We start from the raw sequence: 16,105 nt of genomic DNA, 5'->3' as shown, positions 1-16,105 counted from the left end.
TCCGTTCGGGCTACTCGGCGCGCGCGGCCGAGGTCGGGGCGTCGTCGCGGACGCCGGCGAGGTAGGTGGTGGTGACGGGGAGGTGCAGGATCTCGTCGCCGGAGACGAGCGCGGGATCCTCTTCCCAGACCGCCAGGTCGGCGTGGGCACCCTCGCGGATCACGCCGAGATCGTCGTCGCCCTGCGCGAGCGCGGCTCCGCGGGTGTAGCCGTGCAGCGCCTCGAGCGCGGTGAGGCGCTCCTCGGGCTCGTACACGTGCGCGTCCCGGTCGCCCGGTGTGCGACGCAGCATCGCCCACGCGAGACCGACTCGGGCGTCGAGCTCGGCGATCGGCCAGTCGGAGCCGAGCGCGAGCGGGGCGCCGGCGCGCAGCACCGATCCCGCGTTCCACGCCTGCTTCGCGCGATCCGGGCCGAGGCGCTCCGACCAGGCGTCGCTGCCGTCGGGGATCCGCCACTGCATGTGCATGAGCTGCATCGATGCGGTGACGCCCGTGGCGGCGAGGCGGGCGATGTCGCGGGGATCGAGGCACTCGAGGTGCTCGATGCGGTGCGTCGGGCGGCCGGCGGCGCGCAGGCCCGCCGCCTCGTAGGCTGAGATCGTCTCGCCCACCGCGCGGTCGCCGATCGCGTGCGTGGCGATCTGGAACCCGGCCGCGGTGAACTCGGCGACCGTGCGCACGAATGCGTCGTGATCGGCCCAGAACGGGGTCGTGCCCTCGCCGTGCGTGTCGGGCTCGTAGAGCCAGCCGGTGCCCGAGTCGATGACGCCGTCGGCGTAGAGCTTGATCATCCCGCCGCGCCACCGGTCGCCGCCGCGGTCGCGCTGGGCCATGAGGCGGGCCCGCTCCTCGGCGTCCGCCGCGGGCTTCACGTCGACCGCGCTGACGATGCGCACCGGCAGACCCGATCCGGTGGCGTCCAGCGCCTCGAGCAGGTCGAGGGTCCCGGTGTTGCCGTCCATGATCGCGCCGCCCGTGAGACCCGAGCGGCGCATGAGCGCGAGGGTGCGCCGCGCGGTATCGAGCGTCTCCTCGCGGCTGAGCTTCGGGATCACGGCGAGCACGTCGGCGTAGGCGCTCTCCTCGCGCAGCTCGCCCGTCGGGCGGCCGTCCGCGTCGACCACGACCTCGGAGGTGTCCTCGAAGGTCCGGGCGCCCGTGATGCCGGCCGCGGCGAGCCCGGCGGTGTTGACGAGCGCGGTGTGCACGTCGAAGAAGTAGAGCAGCGCGGGGACGTCGCCGAGCGCCTCGTCGATCGTGGCGGCGGCGATGCGCGTCCCCTCGAAGGCGGCGTAGTCGAGGTTCCAGGCGCGCACCCAGCCGCCGACGGTGTCGCGGCGCACGCGCGCGGCCTCCTCGCGCAGCCGATCGAGCACGATCCGCAGATCGGTGAGGCCGCCGAGATCGACGCCCTGCACGATGTCGACGCCCTGGATCGGGTGCAGGTGCGCATCGATGAGGCCGGGCGTGATGGTGCGTCCGGCCGCGTCGTCGATGCGTGTGCCCGATCCGCGGAACGCCTCCCGCACCGCGTCGGCGGCGCCGACGCCGAGGATCCGGCCGCCCGCGATCGCGATGGATCGGGGCGCTCCCCCGTCGAGATCGCCCGGCAGCATGGTGCGCACGCGCGCACCCTCGATGATGATGTCCGCAGTCCTCGTCGACACGTCTCTCCTCGCCCGTCGTCGCGTGAGCGGCGTCGCGGTCCGCTTCGCCGGGATTAATTTACGATGATTCAATTAATTGCGCAAGCGGGTGCCGCCGGGCGTGCAGCGCGGATCTGGGAGGATCGAGGGTATGAGCGAATCGGAGGGCCCCGCGCGCCGCGTCGGCCGACCGCGCACCGCCGTGCTCTCGCACGAGCGGATCCTCGAGGCCGCGTTCGAGCTCGCCGACGCCAACGGACCCGAATTCTCGCTCGCATCCCTCGCGCGCAGGCTCGGCGTGCAGCCCTCCGCCCTGCACCACTACTTCCCCACCAAGGCCGCGCTCATCGCCGCCATGCGCGGCCAGATCACCCTGCGCCTCGGCACCCACGGCTTCGACGAGCAGCCCTGGCACGAGGCGATCCTGCCGTGGGCGCGCGCCTCGATCGAGGCCTTCGGCCGGCACCCGGGCCTCATCGCCGCCCTCGCCACCCTGCCGATCGACGGCGAGCCCGAGTCCATCGCGGACTACGAACGGATCGTCGCCGCGTTCGAGCGCGACGGCTACCCGTCCGACCTGATCGTGCCCGCGCTCGTCGCCCTCGAATCCTTCATCATCGGCTCGGCGCTCGACGGCCTCACACCGCCCGACAACCTGCGCCCGGTGCACGAGCCCGAGCGCGCCCCGGCGCTGCTGCGCACCGAGGCCGCCGCGCGCGCCGCAGCTTCGGCGGCGGGGATCACCCCCGCGCAGCGCACCTTCGAGTTCGGTCTCCGAGCGCTCGTGGCCGGCCTCCGCGCCATCGGCGAGACCGGTGGCGAAGCCGGCGGCGCCGGCGCGGCCGCTCCACCGTCCCGGGAAATTTCCGGGTAATCCTCCGTCACAGACGGGAATAGCGCGCCGGAATGGGGTGTTCTGTTCTTCCGGCGCCGATGAAGCCGCGCCCCGGACCACGGGCGGCGCAGCCGCGTCGCATGCGATCCGCCCACCCGATCCCGCTTGGAGACCCCATGACCCCGCGCACCGCAGAGACCAGCGCCCCCGTGCTCGACACCATCGCCGAGCGCTGGAGCCCCCGATCCTTCGTCGCCGACCACGCGCTCCCCGAGGGCGCGCTGCGCGGCGCGCTCGAGGCCGCCCGCTGGGCGCCGAGCGCGAGCAACACCCAGCCGTGGCGCTTCATCGTCGCCCGCCGCGGCAGCGAGAGCTACGAGAAGATCCGCGAGAACCTGATGGGTTTCAACCAGGCCTGGGCCGGCTCCGCCTCGGCACTGATCGTGAACATCGCCGAGACCGTGACCGCCGAGGGTGACGAGCGCCCCTGGGCCGTCTACGACCTCGGCCAGGCCGTGGCGCACTTCGCCGTGCAGGCGCACAGCGAGGGCCTCTACGTGCACCAGATGGGCGGCTTCGACCGCGACGGGATCCGCGCCGCGTTCGATCTGCCCGAGCGCCTGCAGCCGATCTCCGTCGCCGCCGTCGGCCAGCTCGCCGATCCCGCGCAGCTGCCCGAGCCGCTGCGCGAGCGCGAGGTCGCCCCGCGCCAGCGCATCGAGCTCGACGAGCTCGTGATCCGCAACGACTGATCGCGCGCCCTCGAACGGGGTCGTACCGGCTACGCCGGTGCGGCCCCGTTTCGCGTCTGCCCGGTATTCCGTCAGTCGTCGGTGTCGGCCGTGAAGACGTCGTCGCCGTCGCTGAGCCGCAGCGCAGTGATGAGCTCGCTCGCGTGCGAGGTCGACAGGATCACCCGGGCGAAGTCGTCGTACTCGGCGACCCAGCCGGGCTCGGTCTCGGCTCCGTTCGGCGCGTCGAGGTCGATCACGATCGCCGGACGCCCGCTGCGCGCCACGATGAAGTCGCGGCCGCCGAGGCTGCGCCAAGTGCCGAGCGCGAGACGTCGGGGCAGGTGGGCGCCGAAGGCGCGGACGCCGCGCAGCCACACCCACGGATCGTCGGTGATGACCGCCGATGTGATCGCCTCGCGGCTGATCACCACGTCGCGCCGGCGCAACGCCAACGCCCGCTCGGACGCCGTCAGACGGACGACCACGCGGTCCGGATGCACCTCGATTCTCGCCATGGCTTCGAGTCTGCCCCGGATTCCGCCCGAAGGCCAGGGGGCGCGCAGCGCAGCGACGGAACCGAGGCCGCACATGCCGGTTCCGGATGCGACCGCGCGGGTCCGGCAACGCCGTGCGAGGATGGCGGAAGTCCCCGATCCGCCCGGACCCCGGCGCGGACGAGCGCTCACCTCACGGAAGCGGAGATCCTCCCATGTCGCGCGTGAACATCGGCAAGCAGCACCCCGCCGTCTATCAGGAGCTCGCCTCGCTGAACGCGGCCGCCGAGCAGGCCGCCCGCGCGGCCGGGCTGGAGCCGACGCTCATCGAACTCGTCAAGCTGCGGGTCTCCCAGCTCAACGGCTGCGCCTTCTGCTGCCGGCTGCACACCCGGGACGCGCTGCAGGCCGGCGAGACCGCCGACCGGCTCGCCGTGCTTCCCGCTTGGTGGGAGTCGCAGTACTTCTCGGAGGTTGAACAGGCCGCGCTCGCGCTCGCGGAGGAGGTCACCCGGTTGTCCGTGCCGGCGTCCGAGGGGTGGGACACCGGTGCGCTGACTCCCGACCAGGTGTCGGCGGTCAGCTGGCTCGCCGTTGTGATGGGTGCGTGGAACCGGGTCGCGATCCGCAGCGGGTATCGGGTCGCGCCGTAGCCTGCTGAGTCGCCCGGGTCTTCGAGTCGGCCGGGCAGCCCGCACCACCGACGCTCAGGCGCCCGGCAGCGCCAGGTGGAGGATCGGGTACGGGCGCCCGTCGCCGTCGAGCTCGCTGCGCCCGACCTGCACGAAGCCCCGGCTCCGGTAGAAGCCGTGCGCTCCGGGGTTCTGCTCGTTCACGTCGACGCGCACGACCCCCTGGGAAGCGCGCACGTGCGCCAGCAGCGCACTGCCGACCCCCGTGCCGCGCGCACGGTCGTCGACGAAGAGCATCTCGAGCGCGCCCTCGGCCGTGCCCGCGAATCCGACCGGGCGGCCGTCCCGCTCGGCGACCGACAGCGCGACTGCGGGGAGATAGGCGGGAGCGAGCGCCTGCTCGATCCGTGTGAAGTCCGCCTCGTCGAGGAAGCCGTGCGTCGCACGGACCGCGCTGCGCCAGATCGCGACGAGCGCGGGGTACTCGGCGGGGCCGTGATCGGGACGGATCTCGAGGGGAGCGGGCGAATCGGACACGGGACGATCCTGGCCGGAATCGAAGCGCGGGTCAAACTCCGCGCCGAGCCGCCGAAGCCGTGGAACGCCTCAGTCCAACATGTCGCTCTGGTCGATGACGGACTCCACCGTCTCGATCAGGGCACGCTTGAGCTCCGAGCGCTCGTGCGCCGGGTTGTGCAGCAGGCCCGCGGCGATCGCCTCGGGATGCGTGTGCGGGCCGACGCAGGCCACGATCGTGTCCTCCGGCAGATTCGGGAACTGCTCCGCGACCTCGCGGGCGATCTTCGCCGACGCGACGAGCAGGGCGTTGATGCGTCCCGACTCCACGTCCTCGCGCGTGTGCACGGACGCCGGGATGCCGATGGTACGGAACGCCACCACCTGGGTGACGTCGTGACCACGGCCGATGAGGCCTTCGGTCAGCACCGGCTTCGCGACGTCGGAGCGCAGCGTCAGCACGCGCAGCACGTCGCCCTCGTCGATCTCGGGCCAGACCTCGAGCAGACCTGCGGTGGTGTTGTTTTCCTCGCTCGGCGTTCGGCTCACCTGGTAGCCGGCATGCTCGAACGCGGCGGCCGTCGCTTCGCCGACCACGGCGACGCGAGTGCTCGCGGGGATCACGGTGTGGTGGTAGGCCAGCACGTCGACCACGGTCGAGCTGGTCGCGGTGATCCAGTCGTAGTGGCCGGCTTCGAGGAGCTTCAGCGCCTCGACGAGCTTCTCCTCCTCGCTCGTGTGAGCGAAGTCCACGAGCGGAGCGACCACGGGGCTCGCACCCTGCTCTCGGAGCGCACGAGCGACCAGGTCGCCCCACGTTCCACCGCGGGGGACGAGCACTCGGAGTCCGCTGAGCGGTTTCGCATCAGACGTCATACGCTCCACTCACTCCGAACAAACCTTCTGGCCCCCTCCCGAAGCCGGTCTCGAAAGACCGACCGCGCGCCCCTATTCTTACCCCGGCTCGACCGGAAGGCAAAACCGAGCGCTTCCGGACCCCGAACGCAACGCAAACGTGATCCAGCGCAGTTGACGGTGCCGCGATCCGGCGGCTACCTTACGCCGACCGGAATCAGCGCAGCGACTTCGAGAGCGCTTTGGCCACGCCCCACACCGCGAGACCGGCCACCGCGGCGACCGCGGCGACGCCCGCGACGAACACGAGCGGCCGCTCCCGCCGCTCCTCGGCGATGCGGACCTTGGCCCGCTCCGCCGCATCGTCGATGCGCTGCGCGTAGTCGAGACGGTCGCGCAGCTGCGCGAGCGTCGTGTAGAGCTCCTCGCGCGCGACCGCGGCCTCCTCGATTCTGGGGTGCTGCTTCTCGGTCATCGCCAGTTCCCTTCTTCGCCGGGCTTCGGCATCGACGGCGCACGGGGCGCACGGTCGGTCTGCGGCGCCTGCGGCGCGGCGGACGCGTTGAATCGGACCTCGCTCATGGCGCCGAGATCCTCCTCGACCCGGCCGATCGCGTCCTCGGGCACGGGGATCCCCCGCTTGATGAGGGCGATGCCGGCGAAGATCGCCGCCGCGGCGAGCAGCACGAGGCCGACGCCGACGACGAGCGCCGAGAGCCAGACCGGCCAGACGGTCGCGATGCCGGCGATCGCCGCTGCGACGAAGGCCGCGATGGCCCAGAAGAGGAAGAAGAGCGCCACGACGATCGCGAGCGCGCCGATGCCGCCGCGCTTCGCCTTCTGCGCGATCTCGCGCTTCGCGTTCTCGTACTCGAGCCGCGCCAGCGTGACTACCTGCTGCGGCAGCTTGGCCAGCAGTTCGAAGGTGCCGGCCTGGTCGCTGCGGCGCCCCATCACTCGCCCTGCCCCGAGGTGCTCCGCTTCGCGCTCTTCGACGCGGAGCTCTTCGCGGACGAGTCGCCGGACTTCTTCGGCGCGGACGCCGTGGTCCGGGTCTCGGCCGGAGCGGCCTCATCAGCCTGCGCAGCCGACCGCTCGGGGGCGGTCCGCGGCTGCGCGCCGCCCGCGGCTGCGCGCCCGACGCTGCTGAACACGTCCGCCACGACGCGGCGGGCGAAGAGCTTCGCCTCCTCCGCGCGCTCGTCGACGGCGCCGCGCACCATCTCGACGCCGCGCTGCACCGGGGGCGTGTTCCACACGGTCTGGGCCCCGCGCTTGATCTGCTCGTAGCGTTCGCGCCCGGCGCGCGTGCCGAGCACGTAGCCCACAGCAGCTCCGAGGACGAATGCGATCTTGCCCTTCACGATTTCCTCCAGACTTCGGTGCCGGCGCACCGGGTCACTGGCTCAGCCTAGCGCCGATTCACGCGGAGCCATATTCCGATTTCGAGATATGGCCGGGAATCGCCCGCGTCGTGCGTCCGAGCCCGGTCGCTCCGTCGGTCTCAGTCGGAGATCCCGGTCAACCGACGCCGCAGCGCGGTCGCCTCGCGGTCCGCGTCCGAGAAGGCCCGAGCGAGGTCGCCGCCGACCAGGCGGGCACCGACCGCGATCCGCTCGGACTCCTCCGCACGCCAGGCGGTGAGCTCCGCATCGCTGTCCTCCCGCTCGGCCACCGTCGCGAACGCGGCGACGTCGCGTCGCACCCGCCACTCGGTCCCGGGCGCACGTTCGATCTCGGATTCCGCGAGCACCGCGTCCAGGCGGCGGACGAGCTCCGCCGCTTCGGCCGTGCCGCCCCTCGGCCCGACTCGAGGGCCCGCGAGCTGCGCCATCCAGCCGCTCGCGCTCACCGGGCTCGCCGAGAGCCGCACCGACCAGGGCTCGCCCGAGAACTCGATCAGCAGCAGGCCGCCTGCCTGCCGCGCGTCCGCGCTCGGCGCGGCGGCGAACGGATCCTGAATGCCGATCTCGGCATGCACTCGCTCCGCCGTGGCCGACGGCAGATCCGAGTGGTCCGCCCCGGCCTGATCCTCGACGCGGATCGACGGAGCGGATCCGGTCTCCGGCAGCGTCCCTCCCTCGTTCCAACCCGCTCGGTCGCCGGCGTCGATCACCAGGCCCCGAGCGTGCGTCACCGCTCCGCTCGCGCGCTCGATCTCCCACCCTGCGGCGCCCTCGCGCGCGACGACGGCGGCGTCATCGGACAGGACGACGGCGTAGAGCGCGAGACGTTCGAGCAGCGCGGCGCGCGCGGAGAGCCAGCCGCCCCTTGGGACGGTCTCGGTTTCACGTGCAACATTCCGATCGGCGTATGCGAGTGCCGCACCCGTGAGCGAACCGGCGCGAGTGAGCAGCTCGTTCAGCCCCGGAGCCGCGACCGCCGCGTCGACCGCGTCGGCGCGGTCACCGTAGCGCTCCGCGACTGCGGGCTCGACGAGCCGGGACAGGGCGATCGCGCCGATCCGCGTCCGCACGAGCTTTCCGAGGGATCGGGTCTTGCCGACGGTGAGCAGCGGGGTCAGCCGATCCAGCCAGGCCCGGAACGCGCCACCGCCGCCCAGCAGCTGCTGCACCTCGCGGGCGAGCGGCTGCGCGGGGATTCCGAGCACCTCGGGCTCGGCCTGCCGTGACCAGTCGCCGCCGGGAGCACGCAGCATCGGCGCAGTCCGCGGGGCGGAGGTCGGCTCTGCTCCGGCGAATCCGGAGTGCTCGGGCGAGACGGGTGCGGCGACGCGAGCGAGCGCCGCGGCGATCACGCCGTCGGGGTCGCTCTCGGGACGGTCCGGCCAGGTATCGCCCGGCGCGACCACGAGTTCGACCGCGAGGCCGACCTCTGCGAGATCGAGCGCGGCGAGCATCGCGCTCGGACCGGATCCGGTGACGAGCACGTCAGGCACGGGCAGCTCCTTCGTCGGGGTTCGGCACGGGTGCGTCCGGGGCTTCGGCCGGAACGGCCGGCTCTGTCGGCGGCGCGACCGGGCGGCGCTCGATCACGTAGTCGATCCGGGTGCGCGGACGCCCCGCCCTGCGGCAGGAGCGATCGGCGAGCCAGGCGTAGACAGCGAGCACGATCGCCTGCGGGATCAGCGCGATCGGTCCCGCACCGGAGACCTCCTGCCCCGTGGATCCGCCGAAGCCGCCGAGCATGAACCCGAACGCGGCGATGTTGTTCACGACGTGCAGGCTGATGCCGGCCTCCAGCCCGCCCGTGCGCCAGGTGAGCCAACCGGCGGTCAGCCCGATCATGCCGACCGCGAGCAGACCCCAGATGTCGTAGATGTGCATCGAGGCGAACGCCAGGGTGGATCCCACGATCGCGAACGCGGGATGCCGCAGCCAGGACCCGATGACCTGCATGAGCACGCCGCGGAAGACGAGCTCCTCGGCCGCACACTGCAGGGGCACCAGCACGACGATGAGGAGCGCCGACCACAGCAGCGCGCTCGGGTCGAGCCCCTTCGCCGGCGTCATCGACGCGAGCTCGCCCGTGCCGGCGAACTCGAGCGCGAAGCCGAGCAGGTTCTGCGCCGCCACCACCGCGAGGGCGAGCAGCAGCGTGCGCCCGATGAGCCCCCAGCGGATCCGAAGTTCCACCGACCAGGCGCGCCCGAACGGGCCGAGACCCAGGCTCTTCATGCTCACCCAGACCACGGGGATCATCAGGATGATCGCCGTGAGCGAGATGAGCAGCGAGAGCGGGTTCTGCGTGTCCGGGATCAGGAACCGCTCCATCGCCCGCTGGTCGAGCACGTCGCCCCCCTGCGCGGCGAGCGCGATCCCGAGCCCGAGTCCGATCAGGATCTGCAGGCTGAAGTAGATCGCACCGCCGAGCAGGAGCGCGACGAGCGGCTTCCACCAGCTGAAGCGGGGCGTGCCCCGAAGCAGCCGGTGGAACGGCAGCGGTTCCGTCGGGACCCAGTGCTCCTCGTACTGCTGCGCCCAGGCCCAGGCGGGTTGCTGCGGCGCCCGATCCTGCTGGGGAAGGGCGGGATCCGTGGCGCTCATGGTGTGCTCCTTATGCGCCGCGCAGTCGCTCGGCGAGGTAGGCGTGCAGCTCGGCCCGCGGCACGCGCGTCTGCTGCATGGTGTCGCGCTCGCGCACGGTCACCGCGTCGTCGTCGAGCGAGTCGAAGTCGACCGTGACGCAGAACGGGGTGCCGATCTCGTCCTGGCGGCGGTAGCGGCGGCCGATGGCGCCCGAGTCGTCGAACTCGATGTTCCAGTCGTCGCGGAGGTCCGCGGCGATCTGACGCGCGAGCGGCGAGAGCTTCTCGTTGCGGCTCAGCGGCAGCACGGCGGCCTTGACCGGCGCGAGGCGCGGATCGAGCGCCAGCAGGGTGCGGGTGTCGGTGCCGCCCTTGGCGTTCGGCACCTCCTCTTCGCGGTAGGAGTCGACGAGGAAGGCCATGAGCGAGCGGGTGAGGCCCGCCGCCGGCTCGATCACGTAGGGGGTCCAGCGCTCGTTCTTCGTCTGGTCGAAGTAGGAGAGGTCCTTGCCCGAGTGCTTCGAGTGGGTCGACAGATCGAAGTCGGTGCGGTTGGCGATGCCCTCGAGCTCGCCCCACTCGCCGCCGGTGAACCCGAAGCGGTACTCGATATCGGCGGTGCGCTTCGAGTAGTGGGAGAGCTTCTCCTTCGGGTGCTCGTAGAAGCGCAGATTCTCGGGATCGATGCCGAGGCCGACGTACCACGCCATGCGCTCGTTCATCCAGTACTCCTGCCACTCCTCGTCGGTGCCCGGCTCGACGAAGAACTCCATCTCCATCTGCTCGAACTCGCGGGTGCGGAAGATGAAGTTGCCCGGCGTGATCTCGTTGCGGAAGCTCTTGCCGATCTGGCCGATGCCGAACGGGGGCTTCATGCGCGCGGACTGCAGCACGTTCGCGAAGTTCACGAAGATGCCCTGCGCGGTCTCGGGACGCAGGTAGTGCATGCCGGCCTCGTCGTCGACGGGGCCGAGGTAGGTCTTGAGCAGGCCCGAGAAGGCGCGGGGCTCGGTCCACTGGCCGCGGGTGCCGCAGTTGGTGCAGACGATCTCGGCGAGGCCGCCCTCGGGGGCGCGGCCCTTCTTCTCCTCGAACTCCTCGATGAGGTGGTCCTCACGGTAGCGCTTGTGGCACTGGAGGCACTCGACGAGCGGGTCGCTGAAGACCTCGACGTGGCCCGAGGCCTCCCAGACCTGCTTGGGCAGGATGACGCTCGAGTCGATGCCGACCACGTCGTCGCGCTTCTGCACCATGGCCTTCCACCACTGGCGCTTGATGTTCTCCTTCAGCGCGGTGCCGAGGGGGCCGTAGTCCCATGCGGAGCGGGAGCCGCCGTAGATCTCACCCGCCTGGAACACGAAGCCGCGGTGGCGGGCGAGCGAGATGACCTTATCGAGGCGGGACTGTTCAGCCATGTGTGGAATCACTCCAAGGGGCAAGCGGGGATCTTGGGCACGTGCGCGCTCACGCGGGGCGCAACGGTTCCAGTCTAGTGCCGCGGCCAGACGCTACCCTGATGCGATGGGAAACCCTGCACCGGAGCCGGAAACGCCCGGACCCGCCTCCGCGCCACGCGCGCCGCTGCCGTCGTCGGTCACGCTGCTGCTCGGCCTCGCCGCGAGCGTCGTGGTGCTCGCGGGGCTCTACTTCGCGAGCGAGCTCTTCGGACCGCTCGCCCTCGCCGCCGTCATCGTGATCATCTGCCACCCCCTGCGCGGGCCGCTCGAGCGCTGGGGCTGGCCGCGCTGGGCTGCGACCACCGCGGTGATCGCCGTCGCCTGGGCCGTGCTGCTCGCGATGGCGCTCCTGCTGACCTTCGCCGGGATCGAGTTCTCCAAGCTGGTGGTCACCTACGCCGAGAAGCTCTACAGCACCACCGACGAGGTCATCGCCTGGCTCGCGACGTTCGGGCTCGACCAGCAGGCCTCGTCGGCGCTGTCGTCGATCATGACCCCGTCGGCGCTGCTCGGCTTCGCGACCTCCATCGGCAGCAGCACCCTCAGCGTCATCACGGCGCTGTTCTTCATCTTCGCGTACGTCATCTTCATGGCGGCCGACGCGTCCCGCTACCGTCGGGCGACGACCCAGTTCGGGTCGAGCGCGCGGCCGGCGATGGCCCGCTTCGCGCACTTCAACGACTCGGTGCGCCGCTACTACGTCGTCAACGCCGCGTTCGGGCTGGTGGTCGCCGTGGTCGACGGGCTCGCGCTCTGGGCCATGGGCGTCCCCGGCGCGCTCGTCTGGGCGATCCTGTCGTTCGTCACCAACTTCGTGCCGAACATCGGCTTCGTGCTCGGACTGATCCCGCCCGCGCTGCTCGCCCTCGTCGTCGGCGGCTGGCCGCTCATGCTCGGGGTGATCGCCGTCTACTGCGTCGCGAACGTGGTGCTGCAGGTGCTGATCCAGCCGAAGTTCGTCAGCGATGCGGTCAACCTGAGCCTCACGCTGAGCTTCTTCTCGGTCCTGTTCTGGACCTTCGTCATCGGGCCGCTCGGCGCGATCCTCTCGATCCCGCTCACGCTGCTCGTGCGCGCGCTCGTGCTCGAGCGCGATCCGGACGCGCGCTGGCTGCGCTGGCTCTCGGGCGACTCCTCGGTGTCGGAGCGAGGGCGGTCCTCGCCGAGGACCGCCGAGGAGTAGCGGACGCGCGACGGGCCGGTGCGCACTGCGCACCGGCCCGTCGCGCCGTTCCGGTCAGTTGAACCGGATGATGGCACTCGGACGGCCGTCGAGCGCGGAGCTCGCGATCACCGTCTGGTTGCCCGCATAGCCGCTGTGGATGGCTTTGCCCCCGCCGATGTACATGGCGACGTGGCGACCTTCCCAGATCAGGACGTCTCCGGCCTTCAGCGCCGAGACGCGCTTGCCGCCGACGGCCGTGTACTCGCTCGCCCGGGTGCCCAGGTCGCCGACGCGCTTCCCGCTGGCGCGGAGCGCCCGCTCGATGAGAGCGGTGCAGTCCTGGCGCGCACCCAGCTGGGCAAAGGCGCTGCGGACCATGAGCTGGGGCCGGCTCGCCCAGGCGGTGTACGCGTTCTGCTTCGAGGCCGATGCGCTGGCGTAGGTTCCCGATCCCCAGGTGGCGCGGTAGGTCACGGCGACCTTCTTGCCCGCCATGCCCGGCGTGATGTTGATCTTCTTGCCGCCGCCGTAGCGCTTTCCGCCGACGTACCAGGTGTAGGTCCCGCTCACCTTGAGGTCGGCGGGCTTCTTGACGGTCGCCGTGGCCGTCAGGCTCTTCCCGACCTCGGCGTGACCCGTCACGCGCATCGCGACGGTGACCTTCGCGGTCTGCTTGACCACCTTGGCGGTCGCGGCGGACTTCGCCGTCTCGCGGGTGCCGGCGACGTAGGTGCCGGTCTCCGCCCAGGCGAGGTTCGCGGCGGCGGTGATGCGCTTCTGGAAGTCGGCGGGCTTCAGCGTATAGGCGGCACCGGTCGCGATCTTCTTGCCGTCGGCGTACCAGGTGTACCCGGTGGGCTTCACGACGACACCGGTCGGTGCGGTGACGCTCGACGCCGCTGCGGTCAGCTTCTTGCCGATCACGGCCGATCCCGAGATCTTCACGACGGCGGAGGCCGTCGCGGTCTGCTTCACGGGCACGCCGGTCGGCGACACGGCCGAGGCGCTGCCCGCGGCGAAGGCGTCGGTCGCGGGCCAGGCCACGGCCGCCGATGCGGTGATGGTCTTGCCGAGATCCTCGGGGCGCACGGTGAACCGCGCTCCGGTCGCGACCTCGGTGCCGTCCACGAGCCAGGCGAAGGTCGTCTCGGGGGTCACGCCCTCCGGCGCAACGGTGCTGTCCCGGGCTTCGAGCACGCTGCCGACGAGCACGACCCGCGCGTCCGTCTGCTTCGCGGCGTCGAGGATTCGGACCGATGCGGTGACCGCGGCCTCTCCGGGCGCCGACTGCGGCGCCTCGGGAGCGGGCGCCGGCTCGGGAGCGGGGGCGGGAGTCTCGGAGGACGGGGTCTCGGCGGGAGCCGGAGCCGGGGCGACCGGCGTCTCGACCGGGGCCGGCTGCTCGGCCGGCGCGGGAGACTCGGGCTGCGGTGCCTGCTGCGCCTCAGCGGAGACGGCGGGTGCCGGGTCCTGCGGGGCCTCGTCTGCGAACGCACCCGTCGCCGGGGCGAACACGAGCGCTCCGACGCACAGAGCCACGACCGTCTTCTGGAACCGCAAACATACCTCGTAACCTTGACAACAGGGACCGGTCCTTGCGGACCGCCGAACATGCTAGGCACAAGATGTGCGACATCGCCAGTCGATCGACCACTACATGTGGCCCGACTCGCACCGAGATCGGCTCCAGCACTGGGATCCCGGCCCGTTATTATTCTGTGACTTTTTTTGGCGCAAGGTCTCCTGCGAGCCCCGAATCCCCCGTACGCGGATCCGGTTCGAGGCTCGGGCTCAGCCCTCGAGCACCAGGTTCTCGGGCCGCTCCCCGGCCTGCATTCGAGCGACCTGCCGACGGATCAGGTCCACCACTCGCGGGAGCATCGCCGTCGAGTCGCCACCGGCGTGCGGGGTGATGAGCGCGTTCGCGCAGGACCACAGCGGATGGTCCGCGGGCAGGGGCTCGGGATCCGTCACGTCGAGCGCCGCGCGCAGCCGCCCGGACTCGAGCTCCCGCACCAGAGCCGCCGTGTCCACGACCCGTCCGCGGGCGACGTTCACGAGCAGCGCGCCGTCGGGCATGGCGGCGAGCGCCGCCGCGTCGATGAGCCCGGTCGTCTCGGGCGTGAGCGGCACCGCGAGGATCACGATCTCGGCCTCGGCGAGGCTCTCGGCGAGGTGGTCGAAGCCGCGCACCTCGACCGGGCTCCCCGAGAGGTCCCGATCCGTGCGGGCCGTGCGGGCGAGCCGGGTGACGTGCGCCTCGAAGCCCGCGAGCCGGGCATCGATGGCCTTGCCGACGCCGCCGTAGCCGACGATCAGCACGCGGCGGTCGGCGACGCTCGGGAAGGTGCGCAGATCCCACCGGTGCGCCTCGCCGTCCCGCACGAACTCGGGGATCCCCCGCTGCGCCGCGAGCAGCAGCGCGAGGGCGAGCTCGGCGGTGGACGCCTCGTGCACCGTCGCGGCGTTCGCGAGCGGGATCCCCGCGGGCAGGTGCGCGTCGACGCCGTTGTAGCCGATCGACTGCCACTGCACGAGGCCGACGCTCGTGCCGTCGAGGCGCTCGAGCAGTTCCGCTCCGCCCCAGTAGGGGGGAACGACGATGTCGAGGTGCGCGCGGGGCGCGGGCCCGTCGAGCTCCCAGGCGACCCATTCGACGCCGGGGATCTCGCCGAGCTCCTCGAGCAGGCCTTCGTCGGGCAGGGAGACGACCAGTTCACGCATGCTCCTCACCCTATGCCGCGACGGGTGTCAGGAGGCGCTGCGATACGCCGAGACCCGGGCTTCCACGCCCGCGATCAGCAGTTCAAGGCCGCGGTCGAAGACCAGCCGGTTGCGTGCGGCCCCGGACGGATGCCCGGGGAGCAGCTCGGCGAGCTTGCCCGTGGCCCGCTCGGCCCCGAGCACCGTGTCGGGCGAGAGCGCGTCGAGCGCCGCGCCGAACGAGAACGCGTCGATCACCTCGATGGTGGTGAGGATCTCGCCGTCGGGCAGGCCCGCCTCGGCGAGCGCGTCGGCGAGCGTGCTGTAGAACCGCAGCACGTCGGGCTCGTCGATGACGACGGTCATCATGTGCTGGAGCACGCGGGGGTGCGCGGCGTACATGCGCCAGGTGCGCTCGACCTCGCCGCGGATCCGCTGCGCCCAGTCGCCCGGGACCGGGCCTTCCGTCATGTATTCGGAGACGAGCACCTGGCGCATCGCATGGATGACGCCGTCGCGGCCGGAGACGTGGTGGTAGAGGGAGGAGACGCTGACCCCGAGCCGGCGCGCGAGCGGGACGAGCTGGAGCTCGTTGCCCGATTCGACGTAGTCGATCGCGGCCCGGCCGATGATCTCGCGACTGAGGATCGCGGTGCGGGGTCTCGCCACGTCGTACCTCCTCCGGCTCCTGCTTGACAGATCCTTTCACACGGGGGAGCATGTCTTCGCTAACCGAAACGGTTTCGATTAGTTCTCCACGACTCGGCAGAGCCGCCGAAGAAGAGAGTCACCGTGAGCTCCTCCGCCACCGCCGAACCGCGCCTTCCCCTCACCCTCAGGAACGGGAGCGCGACCTTCCTCATCGCGCTCGCGAGCCTGATGATGGCCAACCTCGCCCCCTTCGTCATCTCCGCGCTCCAAGGGCTCGGCTTCGACGTCATCACGAGCGGCAACATCCTGACCTGGGCGCTCTTCGCCTCGGCCGTCGTCGGCCTCGCGACCTCCCGCCTCGCCGCGGGCCCGCACCGCCGCCGGCTGGCCGTCGCGGGGCTCGCCCTCGCCGCCGTCGCGTTCGCCG

General features: G+C 71.6%; 17 protein-coding genes and 1 pseudogene. 5 read left to right on the top strand and 13 right to left on the bottom strand.

Annotated features, from left to right (window positions below; translation table 11 throughout):
• Window positions 1-10 precede the first annotated feature (10 nt).
• Entirely contained in the window at window positions 11-1,669 is a 1,659-nt protein-coding gene (locus XM48_RS07395) for an amidohydrolase (RefSeq protein ID WP_052961359.1), read from the bottom strand.
• Window positions 1,670-1,799: 130 nt separating this feature from the next.
• Between XM48_RS07395 and XM48_RS07390 the strand changes: the two genes are divergently transcribed.
• Both XM48_RS07390 and XM48_RS07385 read left to right on the top strand, forming a co-directional pair.
• Window positions 1,800-2,522, top strand: a complete 723-nt coding sequence (locus XM48_RS07390; RefSeq protein ID WP_052961358.1) for a TetR/AcrR family transcriptional regulator — start codon at window positions 1,800-1,802, stop codon at window positions 2,520-2,522.
• Window positions 2,523-2,659: 137 nt separating this feature from the next.
• Window positions 2,660-3,235: a nitroreductase family protein gene (locus XM48_RS07385; protein ID WP_084821055.1), complete on the top strand. Its 576-nt coding sequence runs from the start codon at window positions 2,660-2,662 to the stop codon at window positions 3,233-3,235.
• Between the two features lie 71 nt (window positions 3,236-3,306).
• Here the strand turns inward: XM48_RS07385 and XM48_RS07380 are convergent, their stop codons facing one another.
• Entirely contained in the window at window positions 3,307-3,732 is a 426-nt protein-coding gene (locus XM48_RS07380) for a hypothetical protein (RefSeq protein ID WP_046455166.1), read from the bottom strand.
• Between the two features lie 194 nt (window positions 3,733-3,926).
• On the opposite strand from XM48_RS07380, the gene XM48_RS07375 reads away from it, so the two are divergent.
• On the top strand, window positions 3,927-4,364 hold the full coding sequence (locus XM48_RS07375) for a carboxymuconolactone decarboxylase family protein (protein ID WP_046455165.1): 438 nt from the start codon (window positions 3,927-3,929) through the stop codon (window positions 4,362-4,364).
• Between the two features lie 54 nt (window positions 4,365-4,418).
• Here the strand turns inward: XM48_RS07375 and XM48_RS07370 are convergent, their stop codons facing one another.
• From XM48_RS07370 to XM48_RS07335, 8 genes are all read right to left on the bottom strand, one after another.
• Complete coding sequence (locus tag XM48_RS07370) at window positions 4,419-4,880, bottom strand: GNAT family N-acetyltransferase (protein WP_046455164.1); 462 nt, start codon at window positions 4,878-4,880, stop codon at window positions 4,419-4,421.
• 69 nt (window positions 4,881-4,949) lie between these two features.
• Window positions 4,950-5,735, bottom strand: coding sequence for a uroporphyrinogen-III synthase (locus tag XM48_RS07365; protein ID WP_046455163.1), 786 nt, complete (start codon window positions 5,733-5,735; stop codon window positions 4,950-4,952).
• A gap of 196 nt (window positions 5,736-5,931) precedes the next feature.
• The gene (locus XM48_RS07360; protein WP_046455162.1) at window positions 5,932-6,189 is read right to left on the bottom strand and encodes a hypothetical protein; all 258 of its coding nucleotides are present in this window, start codon (window positions 6,187-6,189) and stop codon (window positions 5,932-5,934) included.
• On the bottom strand, window positions 6,186-6,668 hold the full coding sequence (locus tag XM48_RS07355) for a phage holin family protein (RefSeq protein ID WP_046455161.1): 483 nt from the start codon (window positions 6,666-6,668) through the stop codon (window positions 6,186-6,188). Before XM48_RS07355 ends, XM48_RS07360 begins: the two co-directional genes overlap by 4 nt.
• Window positions 6,668-7,078, bottom strand: a complete 411-nt coding sequence (locus XM48_RS07350; protein ID WP_046455160.1) for a YtxH domain-containing protein — start codon at window positions 7,076-7,078, stop codon at window positions 6,668-6,670. The genes XM48_RS07355 and XM48_RS07350 overlap by 1 nt, the downstream gene beginning before the upstream one ends.
• Window positions 7,079-7,218: 140 nt before the next feature.
• Window positions 7,219-8,613: a hypothetical protein gene (locus XM48_RS16890; RefSeq protein ID WP_156174963.1), complete on the bottom strand. Its 1,395-nt coding sequence runs from the start codon at window positions 8,611-8,613 to the stop codon at window positions 7,219-7,221.
• Window positions 8,606-9,721: a CPBP family intramembrane glutamic endopeptidase gene (locus XM48_RS07340; RefSeq protein ID WP_046455159.1), complete on the bottom strand. Its 1,116-nt coding sequence runs from the start codon at window positions 9,719-9,721 to the stop codon at window positions 8,606-8,608. The genes XM48_RS16890 and XM48_RS07340 overlap by 8 nt, the downstream gene beginning before the upstream one ends.
• Before the next feature lie 10 nt (window positions 9,722-9,731).
• Window positions 9,732-11,117 (bottom strand): glycine--tRNA ligase, encoded by a 1,386-nt coding sequence (locus tag XM48_RS07335; protein WP_046455158.1) that lies wholly within the window; start codon window positions 11,115-11,117, stop codon window positions 9,732-9,734.
• Between the two features lie 106 nt (window positions 11,118-11,223).
• On the opposite strand from XM48_RS07335, the gene XM48_RS07330 reads away from it, so the two are divergent.
• Window positions 11,224-12,342 (top strand): AI-2E family transporter, encoded by a 1,119-nt coding sequence (locus XM48_RS07330; protein ID WP_046455157.1) that lies wholly within the window; start codon window positions 11,224-11,226, stop codon window positions 12,340-12,342.
• Between the two features lie 54 nt (window positions 12,343-12,396).
• Here XM48_RS07330 and XM48_RS07325 read toward each other — a convergent pair whose 3' ends face one another.
• The 3 genes from XM48_RS07325 to XM48_RS07315 all read right to left on the bottom strand — a co-directional run bounded on the left by XM48_RS07325 (window position 12,397) and on the right by XM48_RS07315 (window position 15,696).
• Window positions 12,397-13,863 carry an NlpC/P60 family protein gene (locus XM48_RS07325; protein ID WP_156174962.1) on the bottom strand — a complete coding sequence of 489 codons (1,467 nt, stop codon included), beginning with the start codon at window positions 13,861-13,863 and terminating at the stop codon, window positions 12,397-12,399.
• A gap of 252 nt (window positions 13,864-14,115) precedes the next feature.
• On the bottom strand, window positions 14,116-15,048 hold the full coding sequence (locus tag XM48_RS07320) for a 2-hydroxyacid dehydrogenase (protein ID WP_046455155.1): 933 nt from the start codon (window positions 15,046-15,048) through the stop codon (window positions 14,116-14,118).
• A gap of 27 nt (window positions 15,049-15,075) precedes the next feature.
• A complete protein-coding gene (locus XM48_RS07315) occupies window positions 15,076-15,696 on the bottom strand; it encodes a TetR/AcrR family transcriptional regulator C-terminal domain-containing protein (protein WP_046455154.1) in 621 nt (206 codons plus the stop codon).
• Window positions 15,697-15,819: 123 nt separating this feature from the next.
• Here XM48_RS07315 and XM48_RS07310 point away from each other — a divergent pair.
• Window positions 15,820-16,105: pseudogene (locus XM48_RS07310) on the top strand (MFS transporter); the annotation flags it as partial.

This window comes from Leucobacter sp. Ag1 (genome assembly GCF_000980875.1).
Taxonomy (GTDB): Bacteria; Actinomycetota; Actinomycetes; order Actinomycetales; family Microbacteriaceae; genus Leucobacter; species Leucobacter iarius.
This window is presented reverse-complemented; position numbering and strand designations above follow the sequence as displayed.

What these genes read in the sequence shown, in the direction of transcription:
- XM48_RS07390 (WP_052961358.1), top strand. Translation starts at nt 1,800, where the DNA reads ATGAGCGAATCGGAGGGCCCCGCGCGCCGCGTCGGCCGACCGCGCACC.
- XM48_RS07385 (WP_084821055.1), top strand. Translation starts at nt 2,660, where the DNA reads ATGACCCCGCGCACCGCAGAGACCAGCGCCCCCGTGCTCGACACCATC.
- XM48_RS07380 (WP_046455166.1), bottom strand. Translation starts at nt 3,732, where the DNA reads ATGGCGAGAATCGAGGTGCATCCGGACCGCGTGGTCGTCCGTCTGACG.
- XM48_RS07375 (WP_046455165.1), top strand. Translation starts at nt 3,927, where the DNA reads ATGTCGCGCGTGAACATCGGCAAGCAGCACCCCGCCGTCTATCAGGAG.
- XM48_RS07365 (WP_046455163.1), bottom strand. Translation starts at nt 5,735, where the DNA reads ATGACGTCTGATGCGAAACCGCTCAGCGGACTCCGAGTGCTCGTCCCC.
- XM48_RS07360 (WP_046455162.1), bottom strand. Translation starts at nt 6,189, where the DNA reads ATGACCGAGAAGCAGCACCCCAGAATCGAGGAGGCCGCGGTCGCGCGC.
- XM48_RS07355 (WP_046455161.1), bottom strand. Translation starts at nt 6,668, where the DNA reads ATGGGGCGCCGCAGCGACCAGGCCGGCACCTTCGAACTGCTGGCCAAG.
- XM48_RS07340 (WP_046455159.1), bottom strand. Translation starts at nt 9,721, where the DNA reads ATGAGCGCCACGGATCCCGCCCTTCCCCAGCAGGATCGGGCGCCGCAG.
- XM48_RS07335 (WP_046455158.1), bottom strand. Translation starts at nt 11,117, where the DNA reads ATGGCTGAACAGTCCCGCCTCGATAAGGTCATCTCGCTCGCCCGCCAC.
- XM48_RS07330 (WP_046455157.1), top strand. Translation starts at nt 11,224, where the DNA reads ATGGGAAACCCTGCACCGGAGCCGGAAACGCCCGGACCCGCCTCCGCG.
- XM48_RS07320 (WP_046455155.1), bottom strand. Translation starts at nt 15,048, where the DNA reads ATGCGTGAACTGGTCGTCTCCCTGCCCGACGAAGGCCTGCTCGAGGAG.